Here is a 26,826-nt window from a genome sequence, read left to right on the forward strand (position 1 = left end):
AAATATCAGTCGATGCCATTTAGGAGCGATATTAACCACCAGTGATCGACTAACAACACCACAAACAAGGCTAATAAATGCCAGATTGAATACCTAAATGTTGCCCATGCATGGCCAGTAGTATCAAAATATTTAAGCTTAATTGCATAACCAATAAAACCAAAATTCAACACGCTACTACCGATTAGATAAATGCCACCACTCATAGCGGTTAACCACGGTAATAACCCGACCGCAAACAGCAATAAGGTATAAAACAACACCATGGTTTTTGTGTATTCAATACCATGAGTAACTGGCAACATCGGAATCCCCGCCTTCGCATAATCATCACGACGATGGATTGCTAATGCCCAAAAATGTGGTGGGGTCCACGCAAACACTAACATCACTAATAACAGTGCATGTGGATCTAAACTGCCAGTCACCGCCGTCCACCCTAGTAATGGCGGCGCAGCCCCTGCTAAGCCTCCTATCACAATATTTTGTGGTGTCGCATGCTTGAGCCATACCGTATAAACCACGGCATAACCGACTAAACTCGCCATTGTCAGCCATGCGGTTAATGGATTCAGCAGCCACAATAGACCAAAACCTAATACCATTAATAAACACGCAAACAATACTGCTTTTGAGGTTGGGATCCGCCCTTTTGCTAAGGGTCGATGATAGGTTCGCGCCATTTGAGCATCAAAGCGACGATCAAGTATATGATTAAAAACGGCGGCGGCAGCAGCTTGTAAACCAATCCCAGCTAATCCAAGTAGCATTACTCTTGCTGAAGGAATAGTGGGAACAGCAAGGCACATACCAACTAACGCAGTGAGTAATAACATCGCCACAACTTTAGGCTTGGTCATGGTTAAGTAATCTTGCCATACTGCCGTAGCGACGGGTGATACGCCGATGCGATCAAGCCATTGTAATTTATCCATGTGGCAGCTCCTTCTTTAATGGTTGATGTACCTCCCACGGCAACCGCGAGCCGACACCAACACGATAACTAACCGTCACCATCGCAAGTAATAACCCTAGACCTGTGACGTTATGAGCTACCGCTACTGCTAATGGTAAACTGGCCACTACATTGGTCACGCCCAATGCGATTTGAATAATCAGTAATAGTACTAACCCTAAGCTATAACGGCGTAATAATGGCTGTAACCAACATAACCATGCCAGTGCTAATACTGCTACCGTGGTTATCATCGCCCCGATTCGATGCACAACATGAATAGATACTCGTTGGCCATAATCAAGCACGCCATACTGGTAACTATCATGCTGAGGTTGCAGCAACAAAAAGGCTTTCGCATCAAACAACTGTCGCCAATCGGCCTCACAAATAGGTAATTTACTACAGACTAATGCTGCATAATTAGCCGCAGTCCAACCGCCTAATGCAATCTGGGAAATAACCACCACCACACTGAAAATTGCCGCAATTCGCAACCAATATAAGGTTTTTAGCGTCATATTAGTTATTATTGATAATGGTAATTGAAGCTGTAACCGTAACAGCCACAATAAACTTACAATACTAAAGCCACCCAATAAATGCGCCATCACGACGACAGGCATTAATACCAAGGTTACGGTCCACATTCCTAATAAGGCTTGGATGAAGACCATAACTAATAACAATACAGGTAATAACTTAGGTCGTGATGGTTGTCGCCACGCCATAATATTAATAACAACAACAAATAAACCTAACATACCGGCAATATAACGATGCAGCATTTCATTCCATGCTTTTTGGGGCTCTAATGGGGTTTGAGGAAAGAATGCTGCTGCGGTTTGTTGTTCAAGTTCAGTTTCGGGAACGGTTAAAAAACCATAGCAACCAGGCCAATCAGGACAGCCAAGTCCCGCTTCAGTAAGACGAGTAAAAGCACCTAATGCCACGACGGCCAGTGCCAACACAAAACTAAAACTGACTAAATAAAAGAAGTAGCGATCATTATTATTGATAGTAATCATTCGTTATCCTCCCTAATAGCAGTAATGAGTTAGCCTATTTTTGAAACTTTCAACAATCGTTTCAAATCACGTAACACATCCTTACCTTGCATTAAAATAGCTTCTTCTCCAGCGACTAAGGGATAAGCCATCAACATATTACCGTGAGGATCGGCAATATATATCGTGGTTAAACCGTATTCTAATTGGGTTAACTGTTGCTGTAATGATGCATCCACCTTGCGCTGATCTAACCCTTGTAACAATGCCGCCGGAATCGTACTTTGATTAGCGACTAGCACTAAACTATGTAATCGTTGACTATCAGCACCAACAGCTTGGGGAACTTGACGCAAATTAAATAACGCCCCTTGGCAACGTTCATCACAAGTCGGTGGTAGCCAATAAATTAATTGCCATGTTTGCGGCATCGCAAACTCAGTAACCGTTACTGCTGGCTGTAATAATTGGCCTCGATTAGTCACTCCGCCTTGATACCACTGCTGATGTAGCATCAGTTTCGCAATGATGATAGGTAACGCAAATACTGCTGCGACCACTAACAATAATTGATATTTTTTCATGCTGTCCGCTCCCTGCGTAACCACCATAAACAAAGCAAAACTACCGCGATGGCTAATAAAAACCACTGCATCGCATAGCCATAATGTTTTTTAGGCCCCATAACTACTGGCTGCCATGTTTGAATTAATGCAATTGGACTTGATGCGGATATTTGAATAACCCACGGTAACAACGGCTGTTGTAGTTGTTGAGTAAGCCAATCTAAACCAATATTTTGTACTCGTAATGGCCACTGTCCGTCAGCAGCATCCGGCTTAAATTGTAATAATTGCTGCGCGGGAGCAATCACTCCGTGAATAATCTGGTGACCATTAAGTTGCGGTAAGGTCGGCAATATTTCACGGTATGGCGGTGCTGCAATCCAACCAATATTGACTAATACTCGCTGCTGCTGACTCATAAAAGGTAAGTAAAGGTGGTAACCCGGTCGCCCACGATAGAGCTGATTATCCAATAAGATCGGATGTTGATTATCAAACTCACCTTCAAGAGTAATGCTATGCCATAACGGCTCAATCGGCAGTTGGGCTAAATCAGTGATCACAGTTTGTTGACGATGGTGAATTTGTGATTGTAACCGTTGTTTTTCATCAGCACGGTTTATCTGCCACCAACTCAATTTGAGTAACAACGCCACCACTGCAATTGAAAAGATAATAAAAGCGACACTTCGCATCATTACATATCCTTTTTATCGCTCACCGTTAAAACCAGCTATGCTTTAAACAATCCCCAAAGGAGCACTTACCATGCTAATTAAGTCTTTATTTATCATATTATTACTATTAATGGTGATTAGCTTATTTCGCGCTTTACCCCCCATATTAAAAGGCCAATCATCATTACCTTTATCGCATTATTTTGGGCGCCGATTACTGATTGCGGTGATCTTATTTAGCCTATTAATCGTTGCTTTATTAACTGGGGTTATTCAACCAAATCCAACCCCTTATACTCTCTAGCCTAACTACCACTATAAAATATAAACAAACACAAATAAGCATAACCACACCACATCCACAAAATGCCAATACCAAGCACCAGCCTGAAACGCGAAATGATGCTCGGGAGTAAAATGGCCGATTAAAACTCGGCACCACACCACCAATAATAAAATCGCGCCTAACGTGACATGCACGCCATGAAACCCAGTTAACATAAAGAACGTATTACCATAAACACCGCTGTCCAAACGGAGGTTTAACTCATGATAAGCATGGATATATTCCACTGCTTGGAGATACACAAATATGCCACCAAGTAACACAGTAACTAATAAAAATAAGCTTAATCGGCGTCGTTGATTATTTTCTAATGCAAGATGGGCAATGTGGAGTGTTACGGACGAGGTCAGAAGAATAATGGTGTTATATAAAGGTAATCCAACCGGCCCCATTGCTTGAGTTTCAGTACCATCAGGGGTTAATACTAATGGCCAATCCGCGACAAAATCAGGCCATAACACAATATTAGTCATTGCATTATTACTTGCCCCTCCCAGCCACGGCACCGCAATCATTCGAATATAAAATAACGCCCCAAAAAACGCCCCAAAGAACATCACTTCAGAAAAAATAAACCAGCTCATTCCTTGCCGAAATGAACGATCCATCTGGGTACTGTATAACCCCCCCATAGACTCGGTGATCACATCTCGAAACCACCCTGTCAGCATCAATAAGATCAATCCCACCCCAGTTAATAAAATCCATGGCCCCTGTCCCGCAAGTAAATTACCCACCGTTGCTCCAGCACCTAAGGCAATTAAAAATAATGCTATCGCTCCTAAAATAGGCCAACCGCTAGCCGCTGGAACATAATATTCATTAGAATTCGCTACTGCTGGTTGGTTAGGGTCATCATAAGAGTTCGACATTTGTCACCTCATTATCTAGCTCATCAGGTTGAGTAAGGGGCGTTAAATCAGGCGTCACGTCATAAAGGGTATATGCCAATGTGAGTACCTTAATATCACGTGGCAAATCAGGATCGACATAAAACACCAAGGGTAATTCGGCTTGCTGACCCGCCGCTAATGGTTGATGGTTAAAGCAAAAACATTCAATTTTATTAAAGTATTGTGCCGCTATCCCTGGGGTTACCGAAGGGACGGCTTGTCCAATAGATGCTTGATGATGAAGATTTTTAGCATCATATTTGATTATTTTCGTCTCCCCAGGGTGAACATCTACTTGCGTCACCTGGGGGGTAAATTGCCACTTCACATCAGGGTTAATATAAGCAACAAATTCGACTGTCACAGTACGACTACGATCAATCTTATCGCTAGCCGTGGTTGGCGTTGTTGCCGTTTTGCCATTGATACCGGTAAGGTCACAAAACACGTCATATAACGGCACTAACGCAAACGCGAACCCAAACATTGCTACGGCTGCAAACACCAATGCAATAACCGAGCGTCTTGATTGTGGCTCCATATCAACCTCCGCTAATCAATTTTAGGCGGAGTTGAAAAGGTGTGATATGGCGCAGGAGATGGCACAGTCCATTCTAAACCCTCCGCCCCTTCCCAAGGTTTTGAGGCTGCTTTTTCGCCCCCTCGAATACATTTCACCACCACCACGACAAATAACAATTGTGATAAGCCAAATAAAAAGCCACCAATACTGACCACTGCATTAATGTCGGCAAACTGCAGTGCATAATCAGGGATTCGACGTGGCATACCCGCTAAGCCAAGAAAATGCATGGGGAAAAATAGAATATTGACTGAAATTAATGAACACCAAAAATGCCACTGCGCTAACCGTTCATTAAACATATGCCCGGTCCATTTAGGTAACCAGTAATAAGCCGCTGCCATAATTGAAAAAATAGCGCCAGATACCAGTACATAATGAAAGTGTGCCACCACAAAATAGGTATCATGATATTGAAAATCAGCCGGCGTGATCGCCAACATCAATCCAGAAAATCCACCAATGGTAAATAGCACAATAAACGCAATCGCAAACAGCATTGGTACTTCAAAGGTCAGTGAACCCCGCCACATAGTTGCAACCCAATTAAACACTTTTACGCCTGTCGGCACCGAGATCAACATGGTGCAATACATAAAGAAAAGTTCAGCCGCAACAGGCATTCCAGTGGTAAACATATGGTGGGCCCAGACTAAGAAACTCAACCCTGCAATCGAGGCTGTGGCATACACCATCGAGCTATAGCCAAAGAGTCTCTTCCGTGAAAACGTAGGGATAATTGCCGAAATAATACCGAAACTCGGCAAAATCATAATATAAACTTCAGGATGTCCAAAAAACCAAAATATATGCTGAAACATTACTGGATCACCACCACCAGCGGCATCAAAGAAACTGGTAGCAAAATATTTATCGGTTAGCACCATGGTTACTGCACCAGCCAAAACGGGCATTACCGCAATTAATAAGAAAGCAGTAATTAACCATGTCCATACAAATAATGGCATCTTCATATAAGTCATACCGGGGGCACGCATATTAATAATAGTGACCACGACATTAATCGCCCCCATGATCGAACTAATCCCCATTATATGAATCGCAAACACGAACAATCCGGTACTAGCAGGGCTATAAGTGGTCGACAATGGGGCATAGAATGTCCAGCCAAAATTAGGCCCACCACCTTCCATAAACAGCGATGCCAATAACAAACTGAAAGCGAATGGTAGAATCCAAAAGCTCCAATTATTCATTCGGGGCAATGCCATATCTGGCGCGCCAATCATTAATGGAATCATCCAATTAGCCAAACCAGTAAAAGCTGGCATCACCGCACCAAAAACCATGATCAAACCGTGAACCGTGGTCATTTGATTAAAGAAATTCGGTTCAACTAATTGTAAACCTGGCTGAAATAACTCTGCTCGAATCACCATCGCCATTGCGCCGCCAATAAAAAACATCGACAAACTAAACAACAAATACAACGTACCAATATCTTTATGATTAGTGGTAAATAGCCACCGCTTAATCCCTGCTGGCGGGTGATGGTCGTGGTGATCAATTGTTGGTTGTTGGCGCAATATATCCGTCATGCTTATCATTCCTTATAACTACTGGCCATTTTTAATCGCTGCTACATCCGCGGCTTGTACGGTTTCTCCGGTATTATTTCCCCAAGCATTACGCTCATAGGTAATTACGGCAGCTAACTCTTTAAGGCTTAATTGCGGACCAAAAGCTTGCATTGCGGTACCTGTATTACCATGTACCACAATCTTGATATGTTCATTTCGGCGTTGAGGATCAATCGAAACCCCTTCAGCAGCAAGTGCAGGAAAAGCACCAGGGATCCCTTTACCATTGGTCTGATGACACATAGCACAACGGTTGTTATAGGTTTTCTCGCCAAGAGTCATCAGCTCATCCATCGGCATCGTCATCGCTAACAGTTGTTGTTCTTGTTCACGTGCTTGGCGCTGACTCGCTTGGGTTTGTTGTAGCCATTGATCGTATTCAGCTTGCGGTTTAGCAATCACCACTATCGGCATAAAACCATGATCTTTGCCGCACAACTCTGCACATTGGCCGCGATAAATTCCGGGCTTATCAATACGCGTCCATGCTTCATTAATAAAACCAGGATTCGCATCTTTCTTAACCGCAAACGCAGGTACCCACCAAGAATGGATCACATCTTGCGAAGTAATTAAGAAACGGATTTTTTTGCCGATGGGCACCACTAATGGATAATCAACTTCTAATAAATAATTGGCTCTTTTAGGACGCTGGTTATCTATTTGAGCGGCACTGGTGGCAAGGTGTGAATAAAATTCAACCTCTTGATCAAAATAGCGATAATGCCATTTCCACTGTGAACCTGTGACTTGAATAGTAAGATCAGATTTAGACGGGTCTTCCATTGCCAGTAAGGTTTTAGTGGCTGGAATTGCCATCGCAATCAAAATAAGAAATGGGATCAGAGTCCAAATTATTTCAACTTTAGTGCTTTCATGAAAAGAAGCAGCAACAGCACCTTTAGACTTGCGATGATGAAAAATAGACCAAAACATGGCCCCAAAAACCACCACCCCGATAGCAATGCAGATATAAAGGATCGTCATATGTAGCCCAAATACATCTTGGCTTATTGCAGTAACGCCAGGCGTCATATTGAGTTGCATTGTCTCACCCACGAGTGGTGATGAAAATACGATTAATCCACTACTACCGATCAGTTTACGTATCATCGTTCTGACCTCCTTTGTCGGCTACATCTCGCCTTCCTTAGCATATGCAGCGACAAATTTCATCCACCCGCAGCAAAGCTAAAATAACATTCCTCTATGTTTAACTTAGGCACTAAATGGTAATAGCGCAAAAAAATACCAACAAAAAACTACTAACAACTCACTAGATAAGCTTATGATATACGAGATAAAATATTAAAAATCATTTTACGAGGCAAAAAAAAAGCGCAGCTTAGGCGCTACGCTTCTGTGGTGTCTACTCAATCTGTCGTTAGCTGATATTTACATCCAATCAGCGTTACGGATCACGCCAACAGCAATACCTTCAATGGTTAAATTCTGATGTTCTAAATCAACTTCAATTGGCGAAAATTCTTCATTTTCAGCATGAAGCAGGACTTTCACACCTTGCTTATCCAGTCGTTTAACCGTTACTTCGTCATCAACACGAGCAACAACAACTTGGCCATTGTGCACATCTTGAGTTTTATGTACCGCAAGTAAATCACCGTCCATAATGCCGATGTTCTTCATGCTCATACCATTAACGCGCAATAAGAAATCTGCTCGTGGTTTAAACAAGGTTGGATCAACCTCATAATGAGCTTCAACATGCTCTTGGGCTAAAATCGGCTCACCTGCGGCTACGCGGCCAATTAAAGGTAAGCCTTTTTCTTCTGTTGCATCATCCGCAATTAATAAGCGAATTCCACGTGATGCACCTGGAATAATTTCTAACACACCTTTACGGGCTAAGGCTTTTAAATGTTCTTCTGCAGCATTGGCTGAACGGAAACCAAGTTCACGGGCGATTTCTGCTCGTGTTGGTGGCATTCCACAGTCATCTATCTTTGCTTTGATTAAATCAAAGACTTGTTGTTGTCGCGGCGTTAACGGCTTCATGAGTCACCTGTCTTTTTATACAGTTGCTGTGAGTATATCCAGTGTTCAGAGACAATAAAAGCCAATTGTTTACGAAAACAGCAATTTGAGTAGGAATTCAAAGCCATTCAGTAACTTGGATTGAAAAAATATAATGCTATTGTTTATGGCAATAATTCCAACAGAATCAATCATCTTTCATTAACTGGTCATGCCAGATCGATTTTTAATCCAAAAGTTGTCATAAAAATAAACCATAACCTAGTCAAAAAAGTGGTATTTTAACGTTTATTTACCGCATATCTCCTGCATGAAAGTTGCATTTTTCTGCAACTGTGCGGCGTATTAAGATTCAGAGGCTAATTATATCTATGTCAAGTGGGCAGAAAATCTATCAACAATTATTAAAATTGCCACTTTCTTTGTTGGTAAAACCTCATTCGATTCCATCTGATCCAGTTGCTGACCTAGAACTCGATTTAGCACGCCCAATCGTCTATATATTGCCGTACCGTTCTAATACTGATCTATTAACTCTACGTAGCAGTGCACTAGCATCAGGATTACCTGATCCATTATCGACATTAGAAATTAATGGTAAATCATTTCCACGCTTTGTTTGTGTCGCAGAAAGCCCGAGTGTGTTCGGTAATAAGAATGGCCTGCCGCAAGATTCAATCACGCTATTTAGTGAACTGTTAGAGTTACATAAACAAGACAGCGAATTAAATATTCAATTGATCCCTGCTTCTATTTTATGGGGTCGAGCGCCGGGTAAAGAGTCAAAAACTAAGCCTATTTTACGTCCTTTAAATGGCCCCAAAAAAACCTGGGCTATTTTAGGCCATGGTCGAGATTGCTTAGTGCGTTTGAGTACCCCGGTGTCTTTACGCTATATGGCGGATAATCACGGCACTGATGATGCAATTGCACAAAAGTTAGCACGAGTGGCTAAGATTCACTTCTCGCGTCAATTATTAGCAACCTCTGGCCCTCGATTGCCTGATCGCAAACTATTATTCAAACGCCTGTTAGCATCAAAAGCAATTGATAAAGTAGTACAAGAGGAAGCGTTAAGCCGTCAAGTGCCGGTTGAAAAAGTCCGTCGTGAAGCGATTGCAATGATGGAAGAAATCGCAGCCGATTTCTCTTACCCACTGATTAAACATGGCGAGCGTTTCTTAGGTTGGTTGTGGAATAAGCTCTATCAAGGACTTAATATTACCAATGCACAACGTATCCGTCGGTTAGCGCAAGATGGTCATGAAATTGTCTATGTTCCTTGCCATCGCAGTCATATGGACTATTTATTACTGTCTTATGTGTTGTATCAAGAAGGCTTAGTACCACCGCATATTGCCGCCGGTATTAACCTAAACTTCTTCCCTGCCGGACCTATATTTCGTCGGGGTGGCGCGTTCTTTATTCGCCGCAGCTTTAAAGGTGATCGTCTTTATTCGACGGTTTTCCGTGAATATTTAGCAGAATTGTTTGCTAAAGGCTATTCAGTTGAATACTTCAGTGAAGGCGGACGTTCTCGTACCGGGCGCTTACTGCCAGCCAAAACAGGCATGTTATCCATGACCATCCAAGCAATGTTACGCGGCTTAAATCGCCCAGTAACTTTAGTGCCAGTTTACATTGGTTATGAGCACGTGATGGAAGTGGGCACCTATGCCAAAGAGCTTCAAGGTAAACGTAAAGAAAAAGAAAATGTCGGCCAAGTGCTGCGTACATTGCGTAAATTACGTAATTTCGGCAAAGGTTACGTTAACTTTGGTGAGCCATTATCACTCAATCAATATTTAAATGATAACGTACCGGGTTGGCACAAAGATATCAATCCGATAGAGCCACAGCGTCCGAATTGGCTCTCTCCGACGGTGAATGATTTAGCGGTTAAGATGATGACTCACATTAATGATGCCGCCGCGACTAACGCCCTGACATTATGTGCATTGGCGCTATTATCATCACGCCAACGGGCATTAAGCCGTAGTTCATTAGAACAACAAATTGAATGTTACCTTGAACTACTGCGTAATGTGCCATATTCAAACCACTGTACGACACCAAAAGACAATGCTACCCAAATGGTCGATCATGCAATTACGATGGATAAATTCTTGGTTGAACGTGACGTATTAGGTGAAATCATTTCCCTTGATCGTCAACAATCAATCTTAATGACCTACTACCGTAACAACATTATTCACTTGTTTGCGTTGCCGTCATTAATTGCTCATATTGTGGTGCAACAACAGTGCTTAACTCGCGCTGATATTCATCAACAAGTCGAGTTACTGTATCCGTTCTTAAAAGCTGAATTGTTCTTACGCTTTGATGACCAACAATTACCGCTAGAAATAGATCGCTTAATTGCCGAGTTAGTACGTCAACGATTATTGCTCATTAATGATGACACCATTGCGATTAATAATGCCCGTATTGGTCCATTGCAGCTATTAGCACGTACCATTACTGAAACGCTGCAACGTTATGCAATAGCACTGACACTACTTAATGCAGAGCCGCAATTACCTAAAACTGACTTGGAACAACAAAGCCAAGTCCTTGCTCAACGTTTAAGTCGCTTACATGGTATTAATGCACCAGAATTTTTCGATAAAGGGGTGTTTAGTACGCTGGTGAAAACCCTTCGTAGTGAAGGCTATCTCAATGATGAATGCCACGCAGTCACTCATCCAGTCGAGAAACTGGCAAGCTTATTAACCTCATTAATTTCACCTGAAGTGAGATTAACTATTCAAGCGGTGATGCACCCTGATGAAGAATTAGGTAACGACTAATTATTAATCACAAAAAAAGCGCCTACCGGCGCTTTTTTTATCGTTCAATAATAGTTATTGCCACAACACACTCAAGCTGATGCCAATAAAGATCACCATACCAACGTAATTATTATTTAAAAACGCTTTAAAACATTGCTCGCGCTGACGACCTTGAATGAGCATTTGTTGATACACAAACAATGCTGACGCCAACAATAACGCCCAATAATACCACTGGTTAAGCTGTAAAATACCACCAATAGCAATCAATAACATAATCGTTGCTAACTGCAATATTCCAATAATTAATTTATCAAACCTGCCAAAAAGAATCGCCGTCGATTTAATTCCTACTTTAAGATCATCATCGCGATCAACCATCGCATACAGAGTATCGTAAGCTATAGTCCACAAAATATTAGCCACAAATAATAACCATGCCACCATAGGTAACGTACCTGATTGGGCGGCATAAGCCATTGGAATTGACCACCCAAATGCTGCACCCAATACCAATTGTGGTAGATGGGTATAACGCTTCATAAATGGATAAGCTGCAGCAAGAATCACGGCCACCACAGACAGCATAATGGTGAGATTATTCATAGTTAGTACCAGTAAAAAAGACACTAAGACCAATAAACTAAATAACCCTAATGCTTCACGTTCTGATACTTTTCCTGATGGCATTGGCCGATTAGCGGTTCGTTTGACATGGCCATCGACGTTACGATCCGCAAAATCATTGATCACACATCCCGCGGCACGCATAAATACCACTCCGAGCACGAACACGAGTAAGACGTCTAATTTAGGTAGACCATCCCCAGCTAAAAATAATGCCCATAACGTTGGCCATAATAATAATAAACTGCCAATCGGGCGATCAAAGCGGGCTAACTGCCAAAAAGCTCTGGCCTTGGTTATTTCTAACATCCTTTTTCCTTAGCATATACTGGTGATTGGCTTAAAAACAACTCTGCCACCAGCATTGGCTTGTCATTGATCCATAATCGCGACCTACGCGCCCATCGAGGTTGCTGCTGAGTACCAAGATTAGCAACTTCTAATGCATCTCGACGCGAATTTTTATCATTAAAAACACGATAACCTAACGGACTATTGCCAAGATCAACGAGGTCTTGTTCCTTACCACTGAGGGTTGTCATTGGAATTAATGTTCGCGCAAAGACCCATGGCTGTTGATCACCATAAAGTATCACTTCTCGTTCTAAACAATCACTATCACCTACACGTTGCCGTTCCATTACTGACAAATTATCGTTACTGATAATAGTCTGCGCTAACACCGCCACTGTAAAATGTTGGCAATATTGTGCTAAGCGACGCGACAGCGATTCGGACTCCAGCAACCAGGCTCCATGTGATGTTTGCTCTAATGCCCATGACTGTACCGAGTACCATTTAGCACTCTGAAGCATAGGACTATACAACTGCTTGAATTCCGACATTTTTTATACTACAAAATTAACAAACACGTGATTAAAACACTTGGTTGAAAGCGGTTAATTTATTACCATATTGATCTGCTATTGTAGCAAGAGGTAACGAGTTCGAATATCGTTAACCATGGTAGATTACACCTTGTTAAGCCTAAATGTCCCTAACTGCATGAGTATAATGATGAAAAAAACTGTTTTTGTAGCGAGTTTATTGATGGCGATAACATTACTCTCGCCAATCACTTATGCAAAACAGCCACCCAGTACCCCTACTCAGTCAAATATTACCTATTACACCTTAGCACCTGATATCACCACCAACTATGTTACCACCAGTAACCGACTGGGATATATTCGGCTTCAAGTCGACTTAATGATCACCGATAACAGTCAGCTCATCAATATTGAGCATCATGCGCCATTGATCCGCGATACCATTATTAGCATCATCAGCCAACAATCAGAACAACAGATAAAATCATTAGCTGGACGTGAAAAGATTCGCCAATTAAGCAAACAAAAAATCAATCAGTTGTTACTCACCGAAACAGGCCACCCTGCGGTCAATGAGCTGTTATTTACTAAATACCTGTATCAATAATTACAGTCATAAAAAAAGCGCCCATCGGCGCTTTTTAGTAAATAGGGTTATCATTAATATTACGCCGCAGCAATTTCTTGTGCTTGATGATCTGTAATATAGTCACCAATTAGCTGCTGTTGTGCAGCCGTTAAATATAAACCTAGCTTACTTCGACGCCATAAAGCATCAGTCGCGGTTTGCACAAATTCATGGCTAATTAAGTAATCAAGCTCACACTGATACACCCCTTCACCAAAGTGCTGTCCCATATCTGCTTCACTATTAATATCTGCGAAAAGTATTTCTACACACGAGCCATAATTATGTGCCATACGCTGACAACTAAATGGAGTTAGCCATGGGTATTGTTGCTGTAACTGCGCCGCTAACTTATCACCATCAAAATTAGCACTACCACCAGGTAAGTAACTATCCTTGGTCCAAGTTGGCCCCATCTTGGCATAAAATGGCGCCAGTTTTGCCAATGCTGATTCTGCTAGCTTGCGGTATGTGGTTAACTTACCCCCAAAGACGGATAGTAATGGCGCTTCATCCGCTTGTTGCTCTAACTCTAAGGTATAATCACGGGTTACAGCCTGCGGCGAATCTGATTCATCATCGCATAAAGGCCTTACACCACTCCAATTCCACACCACATCTTCACGCTGACATTGATGGATAAAGTGGCTGTTATAGACCTTAAGTAAATAATCAATTTCTTGATCATCAATCGCCACATCACGCGGATCACCATGATATTCAACATCAGTAGTGCCAATAACGGAGAAACGATCTAAATAAGGGATCACAAACACAATTCGATTATCTTCATTCTGAAGGATATAAGCTTGAGGTTGATCGTGTACCCGTGGCACTACAATATGTGAGCCTTTAATTAACCGAATATTACGCGGTGATACTAAATCAGTACTGTGATCATAAAATGATTTTACCCAGGGGCCAGTCGCATTTACGAGCCCATGAGCACAGCGTTGGAATGTTATTCCAGTTAGCATATCTTTAATCGTCACTCGCCAAATATCGCCTTCACGGACGGCTTTCTCAACCCGGCAACGATTACGAACTTCTGCGCCATGTTTCACCGCTTCCATGGCATTTAAAATCACTAACCGCGCATCATCGACCCAGCAATCAGAATATTCAAAGCCTTTTTTAATCGTTGGTACCAGTACTGAGTCAGCGCCAAACGACAATCCTTGGCTAGCGGGTAAAGTAGTGCGTTTACCGAGGTGATCATACAAAAACAATCCTGCACGAATCATCCATGCTGGACGTAAATGGGGCTGATGCGGCAGACGAAAACGCATCGGCTTAGCAATATGAGGCGCTTTTTTTAGTAACACTTCACGCTCTGCCAACGCTTCGGCGACTAACCGAAACTCATAATGCTCAAGATAACGTAAACCACCATGAATTAATTTTGAACTCGCGGATGAAGTCGCTGAGGCAAAATCATCAGCCTCATAAAGACCAACACTCAATCCTCGACCTGCTGCATCTGCCGCAATGCCAGTACCATTAATGCCGCCCCCAATCACAATGAGATCCAGCAGTTGATTATTTTCGAGGCCGCTTAACGCTACTGTCATAATGTTCACACTCATCCAAATAAATATAACAAAACGAACCAATAATGTTCGTTCGAAACCAATAGCATGATAATAGCGTATCTTTTGATCTAATCCAGTATTGGTTGATATTGTTGTGACATAAGTTTGATCATTAGCGCAAATTGGGTTTTTATCACGATTACCGATAAAAAAAACGGGCTTCTCTTAAAGAAGCCCGCTATTTGAAATCTAGCTATCGCGATGGTGGCTTACACCACCACCTCAAAATGAATCTCGTTTTCTTGTAACCGCTTCATCAAGCTTGATGGCGGTAACTGATCAGTAAACAGCATATCAACTTGGCTAATATCGCCTAAATTCACCATCGCATTACGGCCAAATTTAGTATGGTCCACACCCAACATTACGCAGCGACTATTTTCAATAATCGCCTGTTTAACCCGAACTTCATGATAGTCAAAATCAAGTAATGAACCATCAAGATCAATACCACTGATCCCTAAAATACCGAAATCCAAGCGAAACTGTGACACAAAATCGAGCGTAGCTTCACCGACAATACCACCATCACGATTACGTACCTCACCACCAGCTAAAATAACTCGAAAGTCTTCTTTAGCCATTAGCAAGCTCGCAACATTGAGGTTATTAGTCACAATGCGTAAATCGTTATGATTCATTAATGCGCGCGCAACCGCTTCTGGAGTGGTACCGATATCAATAAATAATGTTGCACCATCGGGAATATGGCTCACCAATGCTTGGGCTATACGATCTTTTTGCTCTAATTGTAATACTTGGCGAGTGGTATAAGCGGTATTAACCGAACTGGAAGGAATTGTTGCACCACCATGATGACGGCGAATTTTATTTTCATCCGCCAGTTCATTCAGATCTCGACGAATAGTTTGTGGGCTAACGTTAAACCGCGCCACAAGATCGTCAGTACTGACATATCCCTGGCTCATAACTAAATCAATAATTTCTTGATGACGTTTACTTTGCTTCACGGCTGGAAAGCTCCTATCTATACCTGCCATATTCAGCAATGAAAGGTAATAAAAACAAGGCTTCGCCAATGCGAAGCCTTTTTATATTACTCACAGCGCTACTAAGAAGCCAAACTTAATCAACCATTTTGTTGTTGTATCTCAAGTTGCTGCTGTCGATAGGCCTTCTTTTCACCAACCATAGTGATAATAAAAAAGAAAATAGCTAATACACAAGAACCGGTTAAAACAATAAAACCACCATCCCAACCAAAGTGATCAACGGTGTAGCCTAACAATGCGTTGGCAGCCACTGCCCCACCTAAATAGCCAAAAAGACCGGTTAAGCCTGCCGCTGTACCAGCCGCTTTTTTAGGTGCTAACTCTAACGCATATAAACCAATTAACATCACTGGGCCATAAATGAGAAAACCAATCGCTACCAGCGCCATCATATCGATACTCGGATTACCAGGAGGGTTAAGCCAATACACCAATACCGCTACCGTTACTAATGCCATAAATAAAATACCAGCAGGAGCACGACGACCTTTAAACAACTTATCAGATATCCAACCACATAATAACGTACCTGGAATACCCGCCCACTCATAAAGGAAATATGCCCACGATGATTTATCAACCGTAAACCCTTTCGCTTCCCCTAAATACACCGGTGCCCAGTCTAATACGCCATAACGAATCAAATAAACAAACGCATTCGCAATCGCAATAAACCACAATAATTTATTATTGAAAATGTACTTAAAGAAAATTTCTTTGGCGGTCATTTCGGTTTCAAAAGACTTATCATAGCTTTCAGGATAATCATCTTTGTATTCTTCAATCGGTGGTAAGCCACAAGATTGCGGCGTATCACGCATTACCAATAGAGTAAAACCTGCAACTAATAACGCAAAAAAAGCGGGCACATAAAATGCCGAACGCCAATCATCATTAAACGCCCATAAACCAAATAAGAACAATGGCCCAATTAAACCACCGCCAACGTTATGTGCAACATTCCATACTGAAACCAAGCCACCCCGCTCTTTATGCGACCACCAATGCACCATGGTGCGCCCACAAGCAGGCCACCCCATGCCCTGAAACCAACCGTTTAAAAATAACAGCACAAACATCGCAGTAATACTACCTGTCGCCCATGGCATAAAACCAAAGCACAACATAACTATTGATGAAAGTATCAATCCAGAGGCTAAAAAGAAGCGAGGATTAGATCGATCCGATACATTCCCCATTAAAAATTTAGATAAGCCATAAGCAATTGATACTGCAGCTAATGCGACCCCTAACTCACCCCGACTATAACCATACTCTTCAATCAAATAAGGCATCGCTAAGGAAAAGTTTTTTCTAACTAGATAGTAGCCAGCATAACCAAAAAAAATACCGACAAACAATTGCCACCGCAACCGCTTATAAACCGGATCGATACTTCCATCTGGTAAGCGCTGTTTATGCGCTACTGGAGTAAATAAACCAAACATAGATGTTCCTTTCTGTTATCTCGTTACTGTAGTGCCATTACCGTATAGCAATACGCTGATAGCATCTTATTAGTGATAATTGTTAATATTCCACTCAATAAATAACCATATTATTTTCGAAGTCGCTCAAAACGATGCGAATTATTGCGCGAATGATTAATTAAAAATGTGAAAACAGTCAAAGACAGACAGATAAATATGAATAGATATGAAAATTAGCAGGATTTATATCAACTATGGACTCACTATCAACTAATCAACAGATTTAGTTAATATCAATAGCGTGTTCACTACCGTAATAATGCCGTCAAGCTAAACATCATTACGGTAGTTCACCAATAAACAGCGGGGAGATTAACGTTTCGGGGTCAGTAATTTGGCATCAACTAACGCGATACCACAACCCGTTAATAAACCAAATAGGTGGGCCATATTCGCAATTGAAAGGCCAGCAGGTTCAGCAAAACCAATGATCAACCACACCAGCATAAAGATTACATAAGAGCGCGCAATCACTAATCCACGTTGGGGGGCAAGCCAGCCCATCCACCAAATATAACCAAGTAATGCATAAACCACCCCAGATAAGCCGCCAAAATTAGGCCCGTCGAGCCAAAATTGGCCAAAACCTGAAATCAAGGACGAAATAAGAAATAGCTGCACTAATTTAGCAGAACCACTATGCCGTTCAATTTGTCCGCCTAATAACCACCACCATAGGCAGTTAAAAATTACATGTAAGGCAGAGAAATGAAGTAACGCATGACTAAAATAGCGCCATAACTGCCATTGATCGCCATTCATAAACGGGAAATGGAACCAATCAAATAGCAGTGATTCAAACCCTAGCAGCCACAACCCATAAATCACTAACGATGCGACCATCACCACTAATGTAAACGGCCCAGCTTGAGCTTTGACCATCGACACTAAACTCGGACTCGAATAATCAAATTTTGCGGTACGACTTTCAGCGACTCGCCATGATGCTTCTTGGTATTTGCTATTATTGGGGTCAGCAATAAATGCATTCAATTCAGCTTCGGCTTCAATAAGATACTGGCTATCTTGCAGCCATAACGCAAACTTACCTTCAGGCTCCGGTGCTAAAGTCAGTTCAATACCTCGTGAAGCCATATAATCAATAAATGCCTGAGCATGACGAGGGTTATAAAATTCAGCTAAGCGATGCATAGTTATCACTCTAATGGATTGGATATTATAAGTACTAAAGACCAAAGGTGGTTACATTCGCAGTGTGTAACGCGCCCTATTATTACTCATTTTATCAATGGCAAACTTAACTAAGCTTGTACCATAGGTAATGCTTCACGACGCCAAGCCTCAAAACCACCATCAATACTATACACTTGCTCATAACCTTGATTAACCAAGTACTGAGCGGCTCCTTGACTACTCACGCCGTGATAACACATGACTAATACCGGTTGCTCAAAATCCACCTCATCCATAAATGTCACCATGGTGTCATTAGTCAAGTGAAATGCAGTTTCAGCATGGGCAAGACGATAAGATTGAGGATCGCGAATATCCACTAATACCGTATCAGGTTGCTGTAATAACTGCTGAGCATCTAGTACTGAAAGATGTTGAAACTGTTCCATAATATTTCCTTCTAATTACACCAATAAAGACTTGGGCAAAAACCTATACGCCAGTAATAATCGGGATCAATAATCGCCTCGGATCGCCATCACATGATCCTGACACTGACTTCGCCCAAATAACGTATTAGTGATCATTGTACCTCAGCTTAACGCTGCTATCTCCCACCAAAAAATAAGGCTTTATCCACAATATAGAGACCACCAGCAACAGTAACTCTTCAATACCGACAAGGGCTTGTCGTTGATAACAGTTTCACAGTGAATACAAAGTAACCAGTTGTGGAAAAACCTGTGGATTGCGTTGATAATGTGGTTGCCAATAAAAAGATCCACTACATGTAGATTGGATCCCACTATAAGCTGTGGGTAAGTTAACGAGAAACACACACAACTATTCACAAATGTGACTTATCACACATAAAATCAGCGAGATAAGCAGTTAACCGACATTAATGGTTATCCACTGTTGATTTAGCTGATCAGCGACCATAAAAAAACCGACACTGAGGTCGGTTTCTAGATCGTTAATGTCGAGCTGTGAATCAATAAAAATCACCCACGGCATCTTTAAGCTTTTTCATGGCATTTTTTTCTAACTGACGAATACGCTCAGCTGATACACCATAATTATCGGCTAAATCTTGCAAGGTTGATTTCTGATCATCTAACCAACGCGAACGGACAATATGTTGGCTACGCTCATCAAGACTCGCTAATGCTTGTGATAAGCGATTATTGGCATGACTTTCCCAATTACTTTCTTCATAACTCAAGGCAACATCTGAGCCTTTATCTTCAAGGAAATAAGCGGGAGCCATTGGCGTTGAATCACGTTCATCATCATCATTTTGCATTTCAAAAGTGGGATCTTGGGCAGCTAAACGTGATTCCATCTCGCGTACTTCAGCAGGTTCAACCCCTAACTGTTCAGCGACCATGTTAACTTCGTCGTTATTAAACCAACCTAAACGCTTCTTTGATTTACGCAAATTAAAAAATAATTTCCGTTGAGCTTTGGTGGTTGCCACTTTCACTATTCGCCAGTTGCGTAAAACATACTCATGGATCTCTGCTTTGATCCAATGTACGGCAAAAGACACTAATCGCACGCCAACCTCAGGATTAAAGCGTTTGACCGCTTTCATCAAGCCGATGTTACCTTCTTGAATTAAATCAGCAATCGGTAAGCCATAGCCAGAGTAACCACGAGCAATATGCACCACAAATCGCAAGTGAGACATCACTAATGCTTTCGCTGCATTAATATCATCATCATAGTGCAGCGCTTCAGCAAGTTCTTTCTCACGCTCAGGCGTTAGCATTGGATAACGGTTTACAGTCTGAATATAACTTTCAAGACTATCCGCCGAAACTAGAACTAATTTCGACATCTCATTTGACATTCGAAAACCTCGTGTAATTTTTGTGCGATCACAACGGTTATTGAGCATATGCTAGCGTTGTGTGAACCGACAATGATGCCTGTAAACATAGTTCAAATGCAAGCCGAAGCGCAAATATATATGGTTATAGGCATCACTTTTTCTTATCGTACTGTTTTAAAACTATTAACAATGATAGTTATACTGGGTTAATCTCACGCAAGTGACGCCCAGCAGCAAGACGGGCAGCCATCAAGCCAAGAAACGTTGCAATCATCACCATGATCAGACTTTCATCCCAACTTAAACCTAGCATTCTAAAGTGGCTACCATAAAGATCCGACAGTTTCGCAACAGCATCACCCAACAACAGTGTTACACCTTGGGTTAAGCCCCATGCAATTAACGCTGCAATCAAGCCATACCACACCCCGACATAAAGATAAGGTCGTAGAATGTAACTGTTCGTCGCTCCGACCATCTTCATGACCTGAATTTCATCTTTATGACTTAACACTTGTAAACGTAAGGTGTTACCGACAATTAAGAACACCGCAAACAGCATTAAGCCTGACATCAATAACGCCAATGCTATCGCTAACTGCTGAATAGCCGCTAAACGTTGTAACCAATCACTGTCTAAGCGCACTTCAGCAACCTGATCTTGCTGACCCAATTTTTGCGCTAATTCATTGGCTTTCGCTGTCGTTTGCCAATCACTATTCGGCTCAACAATGACCACTGCTGGCAAAGGATTATTTTGTTCATCAAACAAATTCAGTGCTTTTTCAAAGCCACCGTTTTGACGAAGCTGCTCTAAACCTTGAGCTGCTGTAATATATTGAACACTATTAACTTGTGACCAATTTTTAATTTTATCTGCTAATGCCTGACCATCATCATTACTAACATCATGCTTCAAATACAACGTAATTTGGCTCGGGTTCTGCCATGCATCAGCCACTGCGGTAATATTTTTGGCCATTAAATAAAAGGTACATGGCAAAGTTAACGCAACAGCCAATACAGCTAAGGTTAAAAAATTACCTAATGGGCGACGAAACATGTCTTTTAGTGCAAAACTTGCTTGCTGGCGATGAATTGCAAAAAAACCAATAGATTTACGCGCCATGTGCCAGCTCCCTTAAATTACCTTTATGTAGATCTAAACGACGATAATTACGACTGGCAAGTAATGAAGTATCATGAGTTGCCATTAATACCGCGACCCCAACCCGATTAAACTCTTCAAACAACCGTAATACTTGCTGTGATAACTCAGCATCAAGATTACCGGTTGGTTCATCAGCCAACAGTAACATCGGTTTATTTACAATTGCGCGGGCAATGCCGACACGCTGTTGTTCACCGCCAGATAATTGGATAGGCAAACATTTTGCCTTATCCAATAATCCAACTTTATCCAAAGATGCGCTCACACGGCGTTTGATATCATGTTCAGTCATCTGTTCAACCCGCAATGGCAACGCAATATTATCGAAAACACTGCGATCCATTAGAAGCTTATGATCTTGAAAAATAATACCAATATTGCGGCGCAAGAATGGAATTTGCTTATTTGGTAAACGAGTAATATCGTGACCATTGAACCAAATCTTGCCGTCACTTGGACGCTCAAGGGCACAAATTAATTTCAGCAGTGTGCTTTTACCGGCCCCAGAGTGACCTGTTAGAAAAGCCATATCTGCTGGTTTCAAGTGAAAATCTACTTTTTGTAGGGCTTGCCTACCACCCCGATAAGCTTTACTTACCTGCTGAAATCGAATCACTTTATTATTCCTCGTTGCTAAATAATGCTTCTATAAACTCATCGGCCGCAAACGGTCGTAAATCATCAATGCCTTCGCCAACACCAATATAACGAATTGGAATATTGAATTGATCAGCAATTGCAAAAATAACACCACCTTTCGCGGTACCATCTAATTTAGTAATGGTGATCCCCGATACTGGTGCCACTTCACTAAATAGTTTTGCCTGACTAATGGCATTTTGGCCCGTACCGGCATCCACTGTTAACATAATTTCATGCGGCGCTTCGATATCTACCTTCTGCATCACCCGCACGATCTTACGCAACTCTTCCATCAAGTTACCTTTGTTTTGCAAACGCCCTGCGGTATCAGCAATAACAACATCAACATTTTTTGCTTTGGCTGATTCAATCGCATCAAAAATAACTGATGCGCTATCAGCACCTGTATGTTGAGCAATCACTGGGACATTATTACGCTCACCCCATACTTGTAATTGTTCAACAGCTGCGGCACGGAAGGTATCACCCGCAGCCAGCATCACTGATTTACCTTCAGCTTGAAATTGCTTAGCTAATTTACCAATGGTGGTCGTTTTACCAACACCATTAACGCCGACCATTAAAATAACATAAGGCTTTTTAGTCATATCAACCACTAATGGTTGTTCAACTTTAGCTAGCATCTCACCCAGTTCTTCTTTTAATAAACCATAGAGAGCTTCACCATCATTTAAATCGCGACGTGATGCTTTATCGGTAAGGTTATTAATGATTTTCAATGTGGTATCCATCCCCACATCGGCTATCAAGAGTTGTTCTTCCAACTCTTCAAATAATTCATCATCAATTTGCTTGCCACGGAACAAACCGAAGAAACCAGCGCCAAAGTTGGTTTTAGTGCGTTTTAAACCACGCATTAAACGGCTAAAAAAGCCTTCTGATTTTGGTTTTTCCTGTTCAACAGCAGCAGTTACCACTGGGGTGTTGATGTCATCATCAGTAGTTATTGTACCACTAACATCCGCCTCAACCTCAGTATCAGTACCAGATGTTAGTGATAACTCACTTTCATCATTAAGCTTATCAACTAACGGTTGTTGACTATTGTCTACTGCTACATTTTGTTCATCAACCACACTATCGGTTACGATAGTCTGTTTTTGATGATCATTTTCTTGCAACGTTGCAGCCAATTGGCGATCATTAGTTTTAGCTATTAATTCTGGTTCGATGGGTGTTTCTAGCTCAGAGTCATGATTATGACTGGCTTTCAGCCCCTCATCGTCAGAGGAATGTGTTGATTTTGGGCTATCAACCGAGCCATCAACTACTGATTGATCAGTAGCTTGTTCCTTTGATGCGTCGTTATCTTCAGAGCTAAATCCTAGCCATGAAAATAATCCGCGTTTCTTTTTTTCTGCCATTGGCAAATCCTAGCGCTTGATTGGTACAATTTACGGCCTAAAAACAGGTGTATACTATCATTTTCTTAACGGTCAAAAAAATCTATGACGCAGCGAAGACAGCAAACAACTCGCAAAACACAAAATAATCGTCCTGGTGGGTTCGTTAGAATCATCAGCGGACAATGGCGTGGACGCAAATTACCCGTTCATGATGTCGAAGGACTCCGCCCAACCACTGACCGTGTCAAAGAAACACTTTTCAACTGGTTAGCGCAAGACATTTATCAATCTAAATGCCTTGACCTCTTTACTGGTAGTGGCGGCTTAAGTTTTGAGGCACTTTCACGTGGTGCAGAAAGTGTCACAATGCTTGAACTTGATAAAAAAGCAGCCGCACAACTCGAATTAAACCTCAACACAGTAAAAGCAACCAATGCCACGGTAATTAACAGCGATAGTTTACGCTTTTTGTCACAAACAGGTACGCCACACGATATTGTTTTTATCGATCCTCCGTTTCGCAAAGATCTTATTCAAGATGTTATCACAGCGTTAGAAAATAATGGCTGGTTAACACCACATGCAATGATTTATATTGAAGCAGAAAAGGAATTAGGTCAGTTGGCAATCCCTAGCCACTGGCATTTACATCGCGAAAAAAGCGCTGGCCAAGTGTGCTACCGCTTATTTGCCAGAGAGGAACCATGAAAGCACTGATCATTACTGCCAAAATAGCGATAGCCCTAGTATGGCTAATATTGTTCATTAATATCGTCCACCCTTTCCCAGGAGTTTCTGCAATAGCACTTTATATCATGACCGCATTTTTGTTCATGATGCACGGCTTACAGATGCTCATTTTCGTTGGCGCTTTTGGTGATAAAATCAATATGTCGCGTTGGGAGCATTGGTCAATTTTAATTTTTGGTATCTTCGCGCTGCTTGATATTCGTCGCAAGCACATGATGTAACACCAACCAAGCGGGCAACATCATTGATGCTCGCTTTTTCAACTTATTACGAACACATGCTACTCGTCTCTATCCTGCTGACACTGCCAGCACAGCTCAAATTGTCCCTGATTAAGCTCACCACAATGACTGCAATACCAATCACGATAATCGTTACGTAAATAACCATCAATAATCGCCAACGCTTGTTGTCGCTGGCTCTCAGTTACCCATAACTGCACTTCCACCACACTCATTGGTAATTCACCAGCAGCAGCAGCTAATGCCTCTCCTGTTAAGCGTACCGATATCCCCATATTCTCTAATAAACCCTTGAGACTATGAGCTTCTAAACTATTACTGGCACGATATACGCTTTGCCATTGCTGCTCTGTCATCCACCTTCCCCATCACGTGAATTATCATTAATTAAAGATAGCAACCGCCACTCAAGCATCTGTCTCTAATCTTAAACCCACTTTGTAGACAGTTAAGTCTCACAGCATGAGAAAAGCCACCAATAGCAAACACAATAGACCGCCTAAGCGTAAAAACAACCGATAATAAACTGCCACAACAAAAAATAAAAACAATTAAAACAATCAATTAAAATAAAAAAACAATTAAAAACACACTAATGATCACTAATAGTACCAACTCAGCGTTAAGTGATAAAAAATATCACGAAAAATGTTTCGCATAATGAAAAACCACCACGTTAACTATTTTATAGACGTAAGACATTACCCCCACCGACATAAACAGCATAATATAACCACCAAACAACCCTACCACTGAATATTAGTGATTTTTATCAACTTATAACAATAAACATCAAAAAAACCACAACAAGAAAATAATAAACACCTAAAAACAACAACTTAAATAAAAAATAGACCAAAAATAATTTGATAACATTAAATTTACAACACAAAAAACATTGTTTTAATAGTGATAAACAGCTCTTATTGCCACCTAAAAATGTTTTTATAGCAGATATATAGCAATCAAACTTGTAAACACCACTAAAATCATGTTATCTTCATTGTCAAGAGAAAACACACTCACCATCAAGGATCGAAAATATGCTTACACACTCGCAAAAACAAGGCCTTGTAATGATTGCTGTTGTTGTTGGTTTAATGACACTGCCAATTATTTACTAAGACTTATTCAAGAAACAAAAAAATAGCGCCTAATGGCGCCATTTTTTTATCTGGGTTATTAATATGCCTCATTGTCATAATGTAATATGTTGCCAATGATAAAAATAAAAACCCAATGCTGCTAAAGTAATACCACCAAGAAGTACCACTGCCACCCCCCATACTAAACGGCTACTACGTGGCATTAGCTCTTGCTCACACTCTGAACATAGATCCATAAAACGCTGATAGTCATTAGATGCCGATAGTGGAATGTTATCAGCCATTAATTGCTGGCGCATGGTTGCAATTTGATTAAGCTTATTAACCATATCGTCAGGAAAGCGATTATCACAACTATGAACTAATTGGGTTAAGTCAGTACCTTTAGCATGATAATGTTGACGCAGTAAATCTTCTAGTCGTCGAGATTTATCAATAACTTGCTCAATATCCATTATCATCACCTCCCTCGTATTCAATTATGGTTACCTTACCTAAGCTACCAATCCAACATAGTGTTTTAGTAAAATAATTGTATTGAGATCACGATTTTATTATCCATAGCTAGGGATGTAGAAATTTGCTGTGAATAATAGCGCGATATTTATCTAATATAGCTTATTAACTACCAAGGAGCTTGGGAATGCCGACATGGATTATGGTCGTATTGTGCCTGCTATTACTATTAGCATTATCTTATTTTATTTATAACTACCGCCGCCACACTTTAGGTCTTGACGCACCAGAGAAAAAAGTTGAAGTACAAATTCTCGATAAACAAAGTAACCGTATTATTGGTGCGCAACCAGGAGAGGAAGATGAGGAATATTGGTTTTATGTCCAACCATTAGCGGGAGGCCCAAAGCGTGAGTTCATGATTGGTATTCATTATTACCACGCTTTAAACCCAGGTGATATCGGCACGATGACCTACCGTGGTCAGCAATTTGTTCATTTTGCACTACAACGCCAATAAATTAAG

Annotated in this window: 28 protein-coding genes; 6 read left to right on the forward strand and 22 right to left on the reverse strand. The window is 41.3% G+C overall.

Going from position 1 to position 26,826, the window contains the following annotated elements; all coding sequences use genetic code 11:
- Positions 1–5: 5 nt before the first annotated feature.
- The 4 genes from cyoE to C0W29_RS13125 are packed head-to-tail and all read right to left on the reverse strand — an operon-like array spanning position 6 to position 3,226.
- Entirely contained in the window at positions 6–935 is a 930-nt protein-coding gene (gene cyoE / locus C0W29_RS13110; protein WP_045045212.1) for a heme o synthase, read from the reverse strand.
- Entirely contained in the window at positions 928–1,983 is a 1,056-nt protein-coding gene (locus tag C0W29_RS13115; protein ID WP_045045213.1) for a COX15/CtaA family protein, read from the reverse strand. The genes cyoE and C0W29_RS13115 overlap by 8 nt, the downstream gene beginning before the upstream one ends.
- A gap of 29 nt (positions 1,984–2,012) precedes the next feature.
- Positions 2,013–2,546 carry a hypothetical protein gene (locus tag C0W29_RS13120; protein ID WP_045045214.1) on the reverse strand — a complete coding sequence of 178 codons (534 nt, stop codon included), beginning with the start codon at positions 2,544–2,546 and terminating at the stop codon, positions 2,013–2,015.
- Complete coding sequence (locus C0W29_RS13125; protein ID WP_230850440.1) at positions 2,543–3,226, reverse strand: SURF1 family protein; 684 nt, start codon at positions 3,224–3,226, stop codon at positions 2,543–2,545. The genes C0W29_RS13120 and C0W29_RS13125 overlap by 4 nt, the downstream gene beginning before the upstream one ends.
- Positions 3,227–3,296: 70 nt before the next feature.
- Between C0W29_RS13125 and C0W29_RS13130 the strand changes: the two genes are divergently transcribed.
- Positions 3,297–3,509, forward strand: a complete 213-nt coding sequence (locus C0W29_RS13130) for a DUF2909 family protein (RefSeq protein ID WP_036789288.1) — start codon at positions 3,297–3,299, stop codon at positions 3,507–3,509.
- A gap of 11 nt (positions 3,510–3,520) precedes the next feature.
- Here C0W29_RS13130 and C0W29_RS13135 read toward each other — a convergent pair whose 3' ends face one another.
- From C0W29_RS13135 to lexA, 5 genes are all read right to left on the reverse strand, one after another.
- Complete coding sequence (locus C0W29_RS13135) at positions 3,521–4,423, reverse strand: cytochrome c oxidase subunit 3 (RefSeq protein ID WP_045045215.1); 903 nt, start codon at positions 4,421–4,423, stop codon at positions 3,521–3,523.
- Positions 4,407–4,985 (reverse strand): cytochrome c oxidase assembly protein, encoded by a 579-nt coding sequence (locus C0W29_RS13140; protein WP_045045216.1) that lies wholly within the window; start codon positions 4,983–4,985, stop codon positions 4,407–4,409. The genes C0W29_RS13135 and C0W29_RS13140 overlap by 17 nt, the downstream gene beginning before the upstream one ends.
- An 11-nt stretch (positions 4,986–4,996) precedes the next feature.
- Positions 4,997–6,586: a cytochrome c oxidase subunit I gene (gene ctaD / locus C0W29_RS13145; protein WP_045045217.1), complete on the reverse strand. Its 1,590-nt coding sequence runs from the start codon at positions 6,584–6,586 to the stop codon at positions 4,997–4,999.
- Positions 6,587–6,604: 18 nt separating this feature from the next.
- Complete coding sequence (gene coxB, locus C0W29_RS13150; protein ID WP_036789280.1) at positions 6,605–7,741, reverse strand: cytochrome c oxidase subunit II; 1,137 nt, start codon at positions 7,739–7,741, stop codon at positions 6,605–6,607.
- A 282-nt stretch (positions 7,742–8,023) separates the two neighbouring features.
- Complete coding sequence (gene lexA, locus C0W29_RS13155) at positions 8,024–8,644, reverse strand: transcriptional repressor LexA (protein ID WP_036789278.1); 621 nt, start codon at positions 8,642–8,644, stop codon at positions 8,024–8,026.
- A gap of 350 nt (positions 8,645–8,994) precedes the next feature.
- On the opposite strand from lexA, the gene plsB reads away from it, so the two are divergent.
- Positions 8,995–11,433, forward strand: coding sequence for a glycerol-3-phosphate 1-O-acyltransferase PlsB (gene plsB / locus C0W29_RS13160; protein ID WP_045045218.1), 2,439 nt, complete (start codon positions 8,995–8,997; stop codon positions 11,431–11,433).
- Positions 11,434–11,487: 54 nt separating this feature from the next.
- Here plsB and ubiA read toward each other — a convergent pair whose 3' ends face one another.
- Complete coding sequence (gene ubiA / locus C0W29_RS13165) at positions 11,488–12,351, reverse strand: 4-hydroxybenzoate octaprenyltransferase (protein ID WP_036789275.1); 864 nt, start codon at positions 12,349–12,351, stop codon at positions 11,488–11,490.
- Positions 12,345–12,887 carry a chorismate--pyruvate lyase family protein gene (locus tag C0W29_RS13170; protein ID WP_036789273.1) on the reverse strand — a complete coding sequence of 181 codons (543 nt, stop codon included), beginning with the start codon at positions 12,885–12,887 and terminating at the stop codon, positions 12,345–12,347. Before C0W29_RS13170 ends, ubiA begins: the two co-directional genes overlap by 7 nt.
- 169 nt (positions 12,888–13,056) lie before the next feature.
- Here C0W29_RS13170 and C0W29_RS13175 point away from each other — a divergent pair, with 169 nt between their 5' ends.
- A complete protein-coding gene (locus tag C0W29_RS13175) occupies positions 13,057–13,479 on the forward strand; it encodes a flagellar basal body-associated protein FliL (protein WP_045042393.1) in 423 nt (140 codons plus the stop codon).
- A gap of 59 nt (positions 13,480–13,538) precedes the next feature.
- On the opposite strand, the gene glpD is transcribed toward C0W29_RS13175, so the two are convergent.
- The 9 genes from glpD to ftsY all read right to left on the reverse strand — a co-directional run bounded on the left by glpD (position 13,539) and on the right by ftsY (position 23,764).
- Entirely contained in the window at positions 13,539–15,071 is a 1,533-nt protein-coding gene (gene glpD / locus C0W29_RS13180; RefSeq protein WP_045042394.1) for a glycerol-3-phosphate dehydrogenase, read from the reverse strand.
- 230 nt (positions 15,072–15,301) lie between these two features.
- Positions 15,302–16,063: a DeoR/GlpR family transcriptional regulator gene (locus C0W29_RS13185; RefSeq protein WP_036789267.1), complete on the reverse strand. Its 762-nt coding sequence runs from the start codon at positions 16,061–16,063 to the stop codon at positions 15,302–15,304.
- Between the two features lie 119 nt (positions 16,064–16,182).
- Positions 16,183–17,553, reverse strand: a complete 1,371-nt coding sequence (gene glpT, locus C0W29_RS13190; protein WP_036789265.1) for a glycerol-3-phosphate transporter — start codon at positions 17,551–17,553, stop codon at positions 16,183–16,185.
- Between the two features lie 354 nt (positions 17,554–17,907).
- On the reverse strand, positions 17,908–18,747 hold the full coding sequence (gene glpG, locus C0W29_RS13195) for a rhomboid family intramembrane serine protease GlpG (protein WP_045042395.1): 840 nt from the start codon (positions 18,745–18,747) through the stop codon (positions 17,908–17,910).
- Between the two features lie 110 nt (positions 18,748–18,857).
- Positions 18,858–19,178 (reverse strand): thiosulfate sulfurtransferase GlpE, encoded by a 321-nt coding sequence (gene glpE, locus C0W29_RS13200; RefSeq protein ID WP_036789261.1) that lies wholly within the window; start codon positions 19,176–19,178, stop codon positions 18,858–18,860.
- A 545-nt stretch (positions 19,179–19,723) separates the two neighbouring features.
- A complete protein-coding gene (rpoH, locus tag C0W29_RS13205; protein WP_036789664.1) occupies positions 19,724–20,584 on the reverse strand; it encodes an RNA polymerase sigma factor RpoH in 861 nt (286 codons plus the stop codon).
- A gap of 178 nt (positions 20,585–20,762) precedes the next feature.
- Complete coding sequence (ftsX, locus tag C0W29_RS13210) at positions 20,763–21,695, reverse strand: permease-like cell division protein FtsX (RefSeq protein WP_045042396.1); 933 nt, start codon at positions 21,693–21,695, stop codon at positions 20,763–20,765.
- A complete protein-coding gene (gene ftsE, locus C0W29_RS13215) occupies positions 21,685–22,353 on the reverse strand; it encodes a cell division ATP-binding protein FtsE (protein WP_036789257.1) in 669 nt (222 codons plus the stop codon). Before ftsE ends, ftsX begins: the two co-directional genes overlap by 11 nt.
- A gap of 4 nt (positions 22,354–22,357) precedes the next feature.
- On the reverse strand, positions 22,358–23,764 hold the full coding sequence (gene ftsY, locus C0W29_RS13220; RefSeq protein ID WP_045042397.1) for a signal recognition particle-docking protein FtsY: 1,407 nt from the start codon (positions 23,762–23,764) through the stop codon (positions 22,358–22,360).
- Positions 23,765–23,848: 84 nt separating this feature from the next.
- On the opposite strand from ftsY, the gene rsmD reads away from it, so the two are divergent.
- Both rsmD and C0W29_RS13230 read left to right on the forward strand, forming a co-directional pair.
- Positions 23,849–24,454 (forward strand): 16S rRNA (guanine(966)-N(2))-methyltransferase RsmD, encoded by a 606-nt coding sequence (gene rsmD, locus C0W29_RS13225; RefSeq protein WP_036789253.1) that lies wholly within the window; start codon positions 23,849–23,851, stop codon positions 24,452–24,454.
- Positions 24,451–24,717: a DUF1145 domain-containing protein gene (locus tag C0W29_RS13230; protein WP_036789251.1), complete on the forward strand. Its 267-nt coding sequence runs from the start codon at positions 24,451–24,453 to the stop codon at positions 24,715–24,717. Before rsmD ends, C0W29_RS13230 begins: the two co-directional genes overlap by 4 nt.
- Before the next feature lie 59 nt (positions 24,718–24,776).
- Here C0W29_RS13230 and C0W29_RS13235 read toward each other — a convergent pair whose 3' ends face one another.
- Complete coding sequence (locus tag C0W29_RS13235) at positions 24,777–25,094, reverse strand: putative signal transducing protein (protein ID WP_045042398.1); 318 nt, start codon at positions 25,092–25,094, stop codon at positions 24,777–24,779.
- Between the two features lie 842 nt (positions 25,095–25,936).
- Complete coding sequence (locus tag C0W29_RS13245; RefSeq protein WP_373455548.1) at positions 25,937–26,299, reverse strand: DUF4145 domain-containing protein; 363 nt, start codon at positions 26,297–26,299, stop codon at positions 25,937–25,939.
- A 188-nt stretch (positions 26,300–26,487) separates the two neighbouring features.
- Between C0W29_RS13245 and C0W29_RS13250 the strand changes: the two genes are divergently transcribed.
- Positions 26,488–26,820, forward strand: a complete 333-nt coding sequence (locus C0W29_RS13250; protein WP_036789249.1) for a DUF2500 domain-containing protein — start codon at positions 26,488–26,490, stop codon at positions 26,818–26,820.
- The last annotated feature ends 6 nt before the right edge of the window (positions 26,821–26,826 follow it).

Source organism: Photobacterium kishitanii (assembly GCF_003026355.1).
Taxonomy (GTDB): domain Bacteria; phylum Pseudomonadota; class Gammaproteobacteria; order Enterobacterales; family Vibrionaceae; genus Photobacterium; species Photobacterium kishitanii.